Annotated in this window: 12 protein-coding genes; 5 read left to right on the forward strand and 7 right to left on the reverse strand. The window is 44.7% G+C overall.

The genetic code is table 11. The features are described 5' to 3' along the window. Positions 1-262: 262 nt before the first annotated feature. The 5 genes from JF44_RS0112385 to JF44_RS0112405 form a co-directional block, all read right to left on the reverse strand. On the reverse strand, positions 263-2,551 hold the full coding sequence (locus JF44_RS0112385; protein ID WP_033069315.1) for a fused MFS/spermidine synthase: 2,289 nt from the start codon (positions 2,549-2,551) through the stop codon (positions 263-265). A 136-nt stretch (positions 2,552-2,687) separates the two neighbouring features. Continuing rightward, complete coding sequence (locus JF44_RS0112390) at positions 2,688-3,899, reverse strand: hypothetical protein (protein ID WP_033069316.1); 1,212 nt, start codon at positions 3,897-3,899, stop codon at positions 2,688-2,690. Between the two features lie 3 nt (positions 3,900-3,902). After that, complete coding sequence (locus JF44_RS0112395) at positions 3,903-5,153, reverse strand: MBOAT family O-acyltransferase (protein WP_033069317.1); 1,251 nt, start codon at positions 5,151-5,153, stop codon at positions 3,903-3,905. Further along, the gene (locus tag JF44_RS0112400) at positions 5,150-6,787 is read right to left on the reverse strand and encodes an FG-GAP repeat protein (protein WP_156111680.1); all 1,638 of its coding nucleotides are present in this window, start codon (positions 6,785-6,787) and stop codon (positions 5,150-5,152) included. The genes JF44_RS0112395 and JF44_RS0112400 overlap by 4 nt, the downstream gene beginning before the upstream one ends. Then, positions 6,774-7,757, reverse strand: coding sequence for a right-handed parallel beta-helix repeat-containing protein (locus JF44_RS0112405; protein ID WP_156111681.1), 984 nt, complete (start codon positions 7,755-7,757; stop codon positions 6,774-6,776). The genes JF44_RS0112400 and JF44_RS0112405 overlap by 14 nt, the downstream gene beginning before the upstream one ends. A gap of 153 nt (positions 7,758-7,910) precedes the next feature. On the opposite strand from JF44_RS0112405, the gene JF44_RS0112410 reads away from it, so the two are divergent. Genes JF44_RS0112410 through JF44_RS0112420 form a run of 3 tightly spaced genes read left to right on the forward strand, consistent with a single transcriptional unit; the run spans position 7,911 to position 10,481 of the window. Continuing rightward, complete coding sequence (locus JF44_RS0112410; protein ID WP_033069320.1) at positions 7,911-8,141, forward strand: acyl carrier protein; 231 nt, start codon at positions 7,911-7,913, stop codon at positions 8,139-8,141. Positions 8,142-8,167: 26 nt separating this feature from the next. After that, entirely contained in the window at positions 8,168-8,944 is a 777-nt protein-coding gene (locus tag JF44_RS0112415) for a hypothetical protein (protein ID WP_033069321.1), read from the forward strand. 22 nt (positions 8,945-8,966) lie between these two features. Then, a complete protein-coding gene (locus JF44_RS0112420) occupies positions 8,967-10,481 on the forward strand; it encodes an amino acid adenylation domain-containing protein (protein WP_162181412.1) in 1,515 nt (504 codons plus the stop codon). Between the two features lie 192 nt (positions 10,482-10,673). Here the strand turns inward: JF44_RS0112420 and JF44_RS0112425 are convergent, their stop codons facing one another. Both JF44_RS0112425 and JF44_RS0112430 read right to left on the reverse strand, forming a co-directional pair. Beyond that, positions 10,674-11,327, reverse strand: a complete 654-nt coding sequence (locus JF44_RS0112425) for a hypothetical protein (RefSeq protein ID WP_033069333.1) — start codon at positions 11,325-11,327, stop codon at positions 10,674-10,676. 25 nt (positions 11,328-11,352) lie between these two features. After that, positions 11,353-12,309 carry an aldo/keto reductase gene (locus JF44_RS0112430; protein ID WP_033069323.1) on the reverse strand — a complete coding sequence of 319 codons (957 nt, stop codon included), beginning with the start codon at positions 12,307-12,309 and terminating at the stop codon, positions 11,353-11,355. Positions 12,310-12,513: 204 nt separating this feature from the next. On the opposite strand from JF44_RS0112430, the gene JF44_RS0112435 reads away from it, so the two are divergent. Beyond that, positions 12,514-12,885 (forward strand): MerR family transcriptional regulator, encoded by a 372-nt coding sequence (locus tag JF44_RS0112435; RefSeq protein WP_033069334.1) that lies wholly within the window; start codon positions 12,514-12,516, stop codon positions 12,883-12,885. Then, positions 12,882-13,295, forward strand: a complete 414-nt coding sequence (locus JF44_RS0112440) for a carboxymuconolactone decarboxylase family protein (protein ID WP_052065843.1) — start codon at positions 12,882-12,884, stop codon at positions 13,293-13,295. The genes JF44_RS0112435 and JF44_RS0112440 overlap by 4 nt, the downstream gene beginning before the upstream one ends. The last annotated feature ends 143 nt before the right edge of the window (positions 13,296-13,438 follow it).

Here is a 13,438-nt window from a genome sequence, read left to right on the forward strand (position 1 = left end):
CATCGGAAAATTCCATGCTAACGAACTTTACTTTATCTTTGTAGTACGATGCTGTTCGTCCAGCACACCTCCCAATGTAGGCATATTGAAAGTCTGCTCCTTGATCATACGGATGATCTATTCATTGCTGACCGTAATGATCTCCTTTACCCATCTCCAATTAGAGGACCAATTCTATCCAAAACCAGATGAAGAGACAGGCTTAAGATAAATGCTACACAAAAAGCTATCTTACACAAATTACAGCCATGGATTGGATTTTCTAGAACTCTTTCTGAGTATAGCCTATATAGTATTCAGTAATTGGATTTAGATCCTCATTTATCGGATATCTCTCATTTATTTTCAGTATCTCTTGTCTATTACCTTTATAGTAATATTCAACCGACATGCGCCCCTCAACCTTTTTGCGCATAATAGGTTCAATTTTCTCTAGAAGAGACCTTTTGACATCCGCATTGGCTGCTAGCGGTTTGTTGCTCCCCAAACAGAAATAGTAAAAACACTCGAGCCCCCTGAAAGCGGTCGCCATCGTTTTCGGTATAATGGAATACTCATTCATCCATGTCATGAGAACACCATTTTCAGTAAGGTGTTCAGACACGAGCATAAAGAACTCATACGAATACAAATTATTCGAATATGCAGTCGTTGATCGTAAAGGATCCATAAAAATCATGTCATATTGATGCGGTTTTCGTTGCAGGAAGCGTCGACCATCATCGATCACTATCGTCAAACGAGGATCGGACAAAATCGATTTATAGATGTCGTGTTGTGATAAATTATCCAAAAGGGTCTCAGAAATCTCCACTACTGTGACACTTTTGACATCCGGATTTCTCAGAACCGCCTGTGTTATTGTTCCACCACCGAAGCCGATGATTAGAACATTATCTATTGACTTGGAATGCGTAAACGCCTCCAGAACCTCGACCTCAAAGGCTTCCGAAGGAAAGGTCGCATGGATAGCGCCCCCAATATAAACTTTAACAAAATCTTGTTCTTCCTTATGACCCAACATACTGACGACAACACCATCGCGACCCTCAGTTACAACTCTAGTGTCTTCTTTGAATGACGGATGTAGCTGATCATACAAGGAATGTTTGTCCGGAAGAAAAGCCCACGCCCCCATCAACAAGCCGATCCATAATGAATACTGAACTGCCTTACCATAGGTGAATTGCTTAGGAATGCAGATGCCCAAAATCCATGTTAGACCACAGACAATGAATATGAATAAAGTTTTCTCGGTTCCATAATTTGGAAGCAACCAAAAACTTGTTACTAGTGCACCTAAGACATTTCCCAGGATAGTCAAACCGTACACTATACCTGCAGTAAAGGCGTCCTTATCAGGATTTTGTACCGATAGAATATTGACTAGAGGAAAACTGGCCCCCATCAACAGCGTGATAGGGATCAATATAATCAATGGCCAAACTAACAGATCAACAAGTAGATATACAGAAGTTAGAATCTCCGGCCAAGTATCACCCTTTATTGCGTACTTAATATTGTAAGGGGGATGGAGTTGCTCTGCAAAGCTAGTTTCGAGCATCCAACGTACACTTCCATCAGCGTGAAAAATAGTGATAAATAACAATAGCATGTACAATGCTATTGCCGAATTGATGCTATAAAAAACGTTCTTCAAATTTCTGCACTTTGAGAGGCGCAGCCAGCGATTGAACCCATAGCTACCTAAAGCTATCCCAAGCAAGTAAACGCCAAGTATCGTTGCAAACACATATGCAGAAGACTTCAATAAAGTTCCAATAAAACGAAATGAAAGTATTTGGTATCCGATAGCAAGGAATCCAGTCGAAAACACGATCAAAAATGTATTTATACTGTTAAACGATGAAGTGTAATTCATGCGGCCACTAGCAAATGGTGCGGCGACGGAAACATTCGAGTTCTTCAATAAGGTCAACCCGGAAACCAAAACGACCAAAGCAAAATTTAGTATAGATGCTGCGTATACCGTTATTTCTAGTCCATACCATGATATTAGCCAGTAAGCTGCAACCAGTGCACCAGCTGATGCTCCTAGTGTATTTACAAAGTAAAGCCAACTTATTGTTTTTCCAAAATCTTTATAGGTATCGTTTAGTATTTTGACTACCACAGGCAATGTCATGCCCATCAGGGTAGTTGGCAGCGCAAACATCCCTGCGATAACCCAAAACCCTTGACTATAGGAAGCATTGACTAAGTAGGGAATCATCCATTTCAGAGATATCAAGCTCATCAAGCCGATCAACCCTAGTACGCCCTCTATCAATATGTAAAATCTCAGAAGCTTGTTAGACCGTTCAGCAAGGAAACCGCCCAAGACAGACCCAACCCCAAGTCCAAACAAAAATACCGAGACAATCACAGCTGTAGATACGGATCCAACCCCATAATAAAGCGTAAGGGCTCTCTGCCAGACAACTTGGTATATTAACGCTGAACACCCCGACAAGAAAAATATTAGCGAAACAAGAGCAAAGAAAAAATCCCTACGCAGGAATTGTTTTTGTATACTGGAATAATATTTCATCAAAAAACAACATAAACAAAATTAACACCTTGCGAAAACACGCCAGGCGCACAAATTATCAATATAACGATAATCGACCATAGAAACGAAATGAAAATTTCTTTAATTAATTTTCTCATCATATTAGTTCAGCCCCTTATTCGGAACGTGGCGCAAACGTTCCATTTAGATCCTTCTCAAGGATTTTACCAAATATTTTCTGACCTTCTGCCGTCAAGTTATCATAATGATACATATAGGTTGATAGGGTTTCGTTTGACAGATAATCTAAGTACGTTGCATCATACTGAGTGGCAATTTCGCGGAAAACTGAGGAGGAAAACTCTAGGTCTTTACGTCGAATATTTGTATGTTCGGCAACTTTATCAACAAATGTTGGCACCATAACAAATGCAGTGTTAATTCCTTTTTGGCGCGCATAAGAACTAATACGAGTTTGAGGGGAATACTCTCGGATAATACTTTCATACTCTTCTTGATCCCGAATTACAAATGCATTCCAAATAGGCTGCATAGCATCACGCTCAAGTATTTCAACTTGTTGATCGTCCGACAAAGGATCAACGTAACTATCTATTCTTTGGCTAACGAATGAAAAATAGGATTCGTCAATATCTGATGTTGCATCCAATATATATCGATTGCGATATAAAGCAAAAGACCCTAATAAATCGGAGCGAAGCCAAGCTGAATAACTCGACCAAAATCCACCGTCTTTCACCTGTTCATGAAAAGAATATCTTCGTTGTGTGTTGATCATAGCGAGACCAGTATCCCTCCACAGCTTGCGGGAGGTATCAACGAGTTCATCTGCGTTCATTTCAGTCGCTGATCGAGATGCCTTAATATACCATTCTTGAGCATCTTGAAGATAGTTGTGAAAGGGATGTAGCTGCACAATGATATTCCTCACCCCTTTTTGATAGGCATAGTCAATTGATGCTAGCATCAAATTGTAGTTAAATGATTGCATGGACAGATTTACAATTTGATAGTTTGGTAATTTCAGTGAATGGGTGAACGATTTGGTGGCCCCATGTCCATAAGCTACACAATCGCCCAAGATTAGAACTGTGTTAGGCCCAATTCCCTGCGCATCCAAATACTCTTGTGTCTGAACAAGTGCAGTTGACATATCCATGTTACGAAATGGCGGCGGCATATCATCAGCAGCATAAAACTGACGGGCGATCAGCTGACTAATTAAAGAAGCCGTGGCGACGAATAATATTATCAAGCCAAAGCGCAATGGGGTGATTTGCATAAAGTCTGTTTTAAGCCAACCTTGGGCAATCTTAATCCACGCCTGTAGATTACTAATTATATCAATAAGTTTATATTCTAGCATGGCTCAATCCAACCCAAATAGAACAAAGAACTGCTCGTTAGATAAAAGGACCGGCCCAAATGTGATTATTGCTATATGAAATGTTACAAGGCGCGCTACCCAAGGGTAGCACTGGGCCTGTAAGGGATGCGCTTTTAAATAGGCGCCTAGAGGTTTATCGAAATTTGAACTCAAAAGGACCTCAACTGCCAACACCAGTCCTGACGATATTCCAAAGAAGAGCATACCATATGTTTCTCCATGCCAAAGACCACAGATCGCAAATGTAATAAAAATTGAAAGTGCGGATAAGTAGGTTTGCGCTGCTTTCGTTTTAGCACCAAATTTTTTCATTAATATGAAAAAAAGAGGATAGTAGATGTAATCTCGTAACCATGCGGCGAGCGTCATGTGCCAACGACGCCATAGATTGGTTAGGCTAGTCGCCATATATGGATGATCGAAGTTTTCAGGTAAATTGATTCCAATCACACGAGATGAAGAAATGGCGATGTCTGAATAACCGGAAAAATTCATATATTCGTACCAATAATAAATAATCGCTGCAAAATAGACCTGCATTGCAGCAGCCGGTATAATTCCGCCATTTGCAAAGGGTAATGCATCTTTGTGCAAGACACCTGCAACGACAAATACTTTAAGACACCCTAATAAAAAGCGTGGCAGATTATCAAAATAAGCTTGCAGAATATTTTGTCTGTTGGCTGCGGCGTTATCAATTGAAACTCTAAAATTCCCCAGACGCTCTATTGGACCCGACATGAATGTTGGGAACCAAAGGATATAAGCAAGATAGTCCAAGAACGGTAAATTCTTCAATCTTTCGGCACGGATATCTACAATCACGCTTATTATTTTTACGATAAGGAACGAAAGTCCAACTATCGGCATCAGGCTTTCATTCAATAGCGTACGTATATCTAAAATTACGGGGCTGAAGTACCCCCAGAACTGATATTTGACCCCTATGAAATAGGATAGCCAAATACTAATCGCAACCCAAAAACACGTCTGTTTAAGGTGTGTTCTTGAAATTGATACATATAGAAGAAGATAGACTATCACCAAAATGGCACTAGTGGTTACCAGATACACATACTTGATACCCGGTATCGACGCGATAAATATGAGACTGATCCCCGACATTGCGACGACAAATATAGATCGCCCCAAATATTTAGTAAGGTTCAATGCTAACAATGCGACGGGAAGAAGTAAGAAGAACTCAATATTCTCAAAAATATTTGGATTCACTTAACTCTCCACAGGTCCAAAATCTTTCTTGAATCCAGAACATAAACAGCGCCTGCGTTTAGACCGCTACAGATGTCATTGTCTGCAGAAACGATAATATCATCATGTCCATCGTTGTTGTAGTCAGAGGCATCCCAATGAGAAAATGGGGGAGCCAATTGGCTAACTGCAGGACCTACTATTTTAATGATGTTAGGATCTTCAACCGAAAAGTCGTTTCGCCCTTTCAAATTCTTCCCTAAAAGTATGAACAACGCTCCAGCCTCATCCATATGACGATGGCCAGTAAAGCTCAGATCTGAAATTCCATCACCATCTATATCACCGGCACGCAAGGACAAGCTAGATCCAATGCCATCATAATTGGTAAACTTGCGGCTACCCACAACGGTTGTAGCAGCGACGGCATCAATGTCGTAAGTTCCTAACCCTGACCATATCTCGGCAGGCACCAACCACATCTTTCCAACTACTTCTCCCTGCTCATTTTTCCACCAGGGTTGAGAAATCCAAGCATCAATCGCATTTAATTTGACAAAGTTGCCAAACCCGCCGATGAGGATTTGGCCATCCTGAAAACCTGACAGTTCCCCGAGTTTCGTAATGGTGTTATCTCGGCTTAATTGGAATATAGACAATCCATTTCTCGTGCGAACAACAAATGACTTACCACCACTTGACGGTAAAGGCATCAAACGAAAAGGTATGCTTGGAGCAACATCGACATCAAGACGGTAATTGTGGAGCGTATTCAGTTCTCCCGTGCCGTCATGTAGTGCACGGACAGAAATGGTTTTTCTATCACTCTCTAAAGATAGCAAAACCGTCTTTTCCCCTTCCAAAAATATTGTATCAAGAGGTATCTGAGGTGCTTGCGACAAATCACCATTGAAGTTTTTCGAAAACGACGACAGGACAAGACGGTTACCAATAATGAGATCGGCCGCACCGTCACCATTTATATCGCCAGTATTATATCCCAACGGGCGATAGAATCTTTTCTCGCTTGAATAGAATGGTTTGTTGTCATTAGTTTTGAACCAAGCCTCCAAAAGCCCATAATTACTATCCAAGTAAGTGACGGTTCGAGTGTTGGTTTTCAGAGTCTCTCCTGACAACAGGCTATCAAATGATCGGTTTCTATGGGCCCATTCGGCATTGCCATGATAACTCAGAGCAAGCAAACTCGCCGGTTTTGCCTCATCTGAAAACGGCAAAGGAGTTATTCGTGCTCCATAATAAAGGAAAGAACTTCCAACAAAACCATCTCCACGCGGGGGGCAAACTCTATGCAAGAAAATGTCGTTTACATCCAAAAAACGCTTCTCATTTTCTCCGTAAATAGAAAATATTTCTTTATCGACTAGACCGTAATCTTGATATCGAATGTAAGCACCGTATTGCTTATAAAAGAAGGTGATCCAGTTTTTTTCTTTTTGAATCTGACGTCGTTCATCTTCTAAGTCGGCCAACTTACCTTCAAGCTGCTTTACACTACCGTTAAACACATAGCCTGTCGTAAGATGCCCACCTAAATAAAATGCCACTCCCAACATTAAAAAAAACAACAAAGCGGCTAAACTAAGTGCTAATTTCTTTGTCTTAAAAATGATTTTCTGATTAGAGTTTGGCACGATTTCTCAATTCCCTTGCTAACTGCTTTCTACATGCATTTGAGAAACAACTCAAAATGTCCAGCGAACAATTACTTACATCATTGTTCGCTGCGCCGCCATATGAGTCGGCATCTTGATCATGGCGAAGCGTTAAAGCTACGCCAACCCCAATACCGTTGCCTGAGACCCGACAGTCAATTTTATTGTCTAAAACTGTGTATTGCCGACCTGCGGAAGTAATACCATTCGCATAACCTGAAATACTGTTCCCTGAAATCTCAACTGCCCCTAGACCCGCATTCCATACACCATATGAATTACTATCCGCTTGCTTTTTTAGAATCTCATTATGTTCCACAAAGCACTCCTTGCAGTCGGACCCTACAAGTACGCCCACAGCCTCCCCAACAACTTCCGCGCTAAGGTTCTGGCGCTTTGCGTCAAGAATCACATTCTCAGTAACATAAACATTCGCACCAGCAACATTGATAGCAATACTGTAAGCATTATCCGTCGACAAAGGATTGAACCCAACGCCTTCAAACACATTGTTGTTTATCCGAACGTCGGAGGCAAAGGAGTTTATTCCTATAGCCCCGATATTTTGAAGCTGTAAACTACTCACATGAACTTGATCAGCCTCATAGATATTAATCCCAATTTTGGCGCCGTGTATCGTACCATTCCGAATGGAAACTCTTTTAGCCCGACCTTCAATAGTAATTGCTGAGACTAAATCACTACTTTTTGCGCTTATGACATGACCGCCAAGATCCACAGATATGTTTGACTCAGATATCACCAAGCCATTAGATTCTGTTAAATCTAAATCGTCTCTCAGGCAATACTCCCCCGGATCAACCAGCACAAGACTGCTAGGGATGCTCTTGCAATCCTCAGCACTCGCAAACGCACTAACGCATATAATCAATACACCTGAAATGATTGCCAAGAAAAATTGTTGCATACTATCTTTTTTCGTTTTCATATCTAGCCATACCTCCGGGGAGCAAACATTATAAAGTACCTCAGAGGTGTCAATCAAATTATGGGGGTTGATGTTGCGTTTCAGCGGGTTCCGTGTAAGAAGTTTGACGCTATCAATCCATTTAATCATATACCTTAATTAGGATGGAAATTGATGACTGAAACAAAGGTACATATCAAAAGTCTTATGGCCGAAATTTTTGAGTGTGATGTGGACGATATTGATGACGACGCAGCTATTAACGAAACGATTGGCTGGGACAGCCTCAACCACATTAATCTAATTGTAGCTCTTACAAGTCAAGGCATTGATGTATCGCCTCTGCAAATCCCGGAACTTACCACTTATGCTAAAATTGCGTCGTTCGTCGAGTGTGCAGATTAAAAAATCAATCATTGAGGGATGGTGTCATGGTTGGCGATAACTCCATGTGTAAGCGCATCGCAGTTCCAACAGATACGGATTGGGAGCAATTGCATGCTTTCAAGTTGGAGTTTGGCGATTGCTGGAAAAATTGTGGGTCCTACTGCTGTAAAACCAATCACCCACAGCAAGATTTTTCATTGATGAAGCAGGAAAGCGCTGGCATGGTTTTCATGTCAGCGGAGTACGATTTTTTGGCGCGACATTTGCGTTTGCAAGATGGGTTTGAAGAAACGCATCGCCGACACCGCTTCGTTTTCAACGAAGAGCGCAATCTTGCCATTGAGTTCGATACTGCTGTATGTGACTTGGGCGGCATATGCAGTATGTTTGAATACCGACCATTGATATGTAAATTTTATCCCTACTATCCCGTTATGTCACCTGTCACACGTGAAATTGACCAGTTTATTACAGGATCATTGATTGACCAGTATTGGGAGGATCTAAATATTCAGCATCCTTGCTGGCTTCACCGAGTAAAGGGAGATCAGGTAAAACAGGCAGTTCGCGCAGCGGCCTCCGCGATGGACCACCCATATTTTGTTTTCTGTATGGGAGCCGCCGCGATTTTCGTTGAGCATGTCACCCAAAGATGCCGTGCAGATCATGCAGAATTGCTGCAAGGAGACCCGCGCCAGTTCTTTCGACAATGGGAAGTCCTATACTTAACAATGAAGATGATAGATAAAAAGGTGTTAGCGGCGGACATCAATGACTTCTACGAATTGGTAGAGCGAGCATATGGTGCATTCGAACTCTGAAAAAATGTTTACTGAGGGACACTTGAAGAATATCGGATTGCATCAACCTTTTTTTGCGACAGCGGCATTGCATCCTAACCGCACCGCGTTGAGTATAAATGGACGAGACTACTGCTATGCAGAGCTTGCATCGGCAGCTTTTGGTTTCGCCTCCTTTCTGCAATCAAGAAATATTGAGCAGGGTGCGCGAATTGGTTTGCACTTAGAAAAAGGGCTATACCTTTATGCGGCTATTCTTGGTACGCTGTTGACGGGAAATTCTTATATTCCTCTAGCCCCGTCCTATCCAACAGAACGGCTGAACCTAATTGTGGAACAGGCGCAACTCTCTTTGATTTTTTTTGATGCCGAGGAGAGTCTCGCACCCGCTTTTCCGGCGACGACCTCTGAGGTATTCTGCGATGTAGGAACACTCCCTTTGGCGGAAGAGCATGACGTTTCTCCTGTTTGTATCGATCACGATCAATGCGCGTATATATTGTTTACATCTGGAAGTACTGGAAAGCCAAAAGGTGTTATGGTATCGCACAGCAATGCTACAGCTTTTGTGAACTGGGCTACTGCATATTGCAACGCTAATATGAACGATCGTTTTTCCGGCCATTCCGATCTAAATTTTGATTTATCTATATTTGATACATTTGTTCCTTGGAAGGTTGGGGCCGCACTGTATCCGGTTATCGAAATGATGGATAAGGCTACACCTGGCCGCTTCATTCAAGTCAATAAAATTACAGTTTGGTTCTCCGTTCCTTCTATCCTTAGCAGTATGAGTGCAATGTCAGACATTCAGCCGGAAAAATTGCATACATTGCGCTGGATGTTGTTTTGCGGCGAACCTTTACTCCCAAGACCGGTGCAGGCCCTTATGTCAGTAGCATCGCATATACGTGTAGCCAACCTGTATGGTCCAACAGAGGCCACTGTCGCATGTAGCTCCCATGAAGTAAGTAAAATTCCGGACGTTTCCCAAGGTTCTATAGCTATTGGGTGGCAAACTGCTGGCACGGGGATTTTTGTCTGGAATGAGATTGAACGTCGTGTTGCTGGTTTGGGAGAGAGCGGAGAGATCTACATTTACGGTGATCAGGTTTCTCTTGGATACTGGAACAATGAAGCTGAGACTAGAGCGCGATATGTGCCTGATCCACGCACGGATAATCCGGCTTATCGTTGCTATAAAACAGGTGATTGTGCTATTGTCGGAAAGCAGGGACCCATTTTTAAAAGTCGCTTGGATAATCAGGTAAAGTTTAGAGGCTGGCGTGTCGAGTTGGGTGACGTGGAACATGCATTAGCACGTCATGTGAGTATAGTAGAATGTGCCGTTAGCATTATACAACGCGAAGGTAAGCCTGACGCAATGGTTGCTTTTGTACGTGTATCCGAGAAGATCAGTATTAAAGTGCTTATTCATAGCTTGAAAAAAATGTTGCCGAATTATATGATTCCAACACATGTTCGAACTATTGAGAACTTTCCCCGAACAGTGAATGGAAAAATCGATAGGAAAATATTGCCTTCACTATTTCTATAGTCTGAGTCATTCGATATCAGATGCCTGTGCGCGCCACCAGCGAGTGCTGCAGCCACTCTTCGTGGCTTAATATTGAGGTGTAGCAACTCCAGTCTCCTCGATCTGGTCCGAATAGACAATCTGCTGAGAGTTCACATCTAGGGCTTGGTTTCTGCCTCTGTCAGACATCGGGTGGTTATGCCGTTCTTAAGATCAAGCCAGCCGCAAAATTATGGTCACCCAAACCGCTGTCAGCATCACAACAGCGATTTGTTGATCCATTACCCACAAGGTTGCCGCACTGACCACACACCAGATCAGCGGAACAGGCAGCAACAACCAGCGCCACGTCCCGCGTGCCATCAGGGTAAATCCAAGCATGCCAAGTGCTGTCGGGTCGGGGGCACTGCCAAACAGTTCCGCCTGCACCAATTCACGCCCTTCCAGCACCCCGACAAACGGGTAAATCAAAAACGCGCAAACCATGAATCCAACACCGATGGCCGAAGTCAGGTCGCCGCGCCATCCAAAGCGAAGCGGCAACGGACGCGCCGCAAAAACAGCCAAAAGAACAGCCTGCAGCACAAATCCCGGCAGCAAATAGGGAACAGCCCAATTGATAGGCCGGTAGTATTGCCACAGGAACCCATAACTCATCCACGCCCAGATCACCGACAGCAACACCAGAATCACCCGGTTTCCCCGATGACCATGACGCATTGCAAAGCCCGATGCGATGAGCCCGGCAACAAATGCACTGATCACAACAACCCACCAGGTGGTGTTCATCGTTTCAAACAGCCGGTAATACACACGCGGCGAGAACAGCAATAAATCTGCCAGTCCGTAACTCCACCAATCGCTCATGGCACGCATCCCATCCTGTTGACCGTTAAATCAGCACGCCAATGACGCCGGCAATCTGTTCACGCATCTTGTCATCGGGCAGCAGCCCGCTAGCAGCTGCCATGTTTTCGACCACATGGGCCGGTTTGGTAGTGGCCGGGATCGGACAGGTCACCGCCGGATGGGAAATAAGGTACTTCAATATCAACTGCGCCCAGCTTTTCGCTTCAAGATCACGGGCAAATTCCGGCAAAGGCTGCCCTGCCAGCCGTTCGATCAGGCTGCCACCCCGAAACGGGCGGTTTACAATTACCGCGATGCCTCGATCATAGGCCAGCGGCAACAGGTAGTCCTCGACCTTGCGATCAATCGGGTTATAGGTCACCTGCACGAAATCAAGCCGTTCGTTCTTCATCACGGCAATCAGATCTTCGGTACGTCGGCCGTGCGAGGTCGTCACACCGACGTAACGCAGCTGCCCGGCATCCTTCATGCGAAACAGAAGCGGCAGGTTTTCATTGATTCCCAACAGATTGTGGACCTGCAAAAGGTCAAACTCCGCGACCTTCCAGCGGTCGGACGTTTCTGCAATCTGTTCTGCACCATCACCTGCGGTCCAGACCTTGTCGGTCGAAAACACCCGATCACGCGCGCCAAGTTTATCAAGCCCGTAACCAATCACATCCTGGGCAGAGCCATACATCGGCGAACTGTCGATCATGCGACCACCAGCATCGAAAAAGGCCGACATTACATCCGCACACTGATCCCGTAATTCAATGTCATTGCCGACGTTAAACGTGATCCAGCTGCCAAGCCCGACAGCGGGAATTGTCTCTCCGCTTGAGGGGATGGTTTTCTGAATAATCCGAGGCAAGTCTTTCGCAGCACCTGTTTGCGCAAATGCGTGTCGGTTTGCGCCGGTTCCGAACACACCTAGTCCGCCAAGGGCGGCAACGGCCCCGGCCGATTTCAGGAACTTCCGACGATCAAAATCAGACATGGTTCGCTCTATCCTTGTGGTTCGCCACCATAGTCAAACAGGAATCTGGCAAAAATCTGCCCACCTGAAATGGGCGATGCAATTTGCTGACCAATCTGGCTCGCGCGCTATTCACGCCATTTAGATTAATGCTTGACCTAGAGTGCACTCTATAACCTAGCTTCCTTCGGGACTGCATACCCCTTCCAAATGATGGTGGCCGTCATGATGATTGGTGAAGTGGCTGAAAAGACCGGCTTTAGTGTTCATACGCTGCGCTATTACGAAAAGATCGGCTTGTTGCCGGAAACCTTGCGTGATGCCGGGGGACGACGGGTTTATGGCCCGGATGTTCTGGTCTGGCTTGAGTTTGTCGAACGCCTGAAACAAATCGGCATGCCGATCCGTGATCGGGTGCGATATGCCGAAATGCGGGCACAAGGCGACAGTACGATTTCCGCACGTCGGGAATTGCTCCAGACCTATCGCGACGATCTGGCAAAACGTGTTGCCAGTCTCAGTGAAACACTTGATGTCCTTGATGCCAAAATCGCCACATACGAAACGGCCACCAAATGCAACGGAGCATCCCAATGAGCGACACACGCCCCAACACCTTTAACAGCACCAGTGCCCTTGAAAAAGGCCGCGATATCGTCGCGCGCCTCAACCCGCCACTTGAGGGACAACTTGCCGACAAATACGACGATCTGGTGCCTGATTTTGCCGAAAGCCTGATAGAATGGGCCTATGGTCGCCATTACGCCCGACCCGGGCTGGATTTGAAAACCCGACAACTTTGCACCATTTCGGCGCTGACCGTGCTCGGTGGGCAAACCGGCCTGCAGCTTAAAGTCAACATCCAACACACCTTAAGCGCCGGCGCAACACGCACCGAAATCATCGAGGCAATCTGGCAGATGGCCGTGTATGGCGGGCTACCTGCCGCAATCAATGGCCTCAATGCAGCACGCGAGGTTTTTGAGGAACTTGATGAAGCCGCCTGATCAGCCCGCCCCCAAAGAAAAAGGCCGCAGTGAAAACTGCGGCCTCAGATTGCTGACAAAGTTCTCGCCAATGGCGGGGACTTTTGATTCAATGGGGCATGCTTAAGAAGAAGACCTCCCACCAAGAAGAGCTTGAGATGGTC

Source organism: Thalassospira australica, assembly GCF_000763295.1.
Lineage (GTDB): Bacteria > Pseudomonadota > Alphaproteobacteria > Rhodospirillales > Thalassospiraceae > Thalassospira > Thalassospira australica.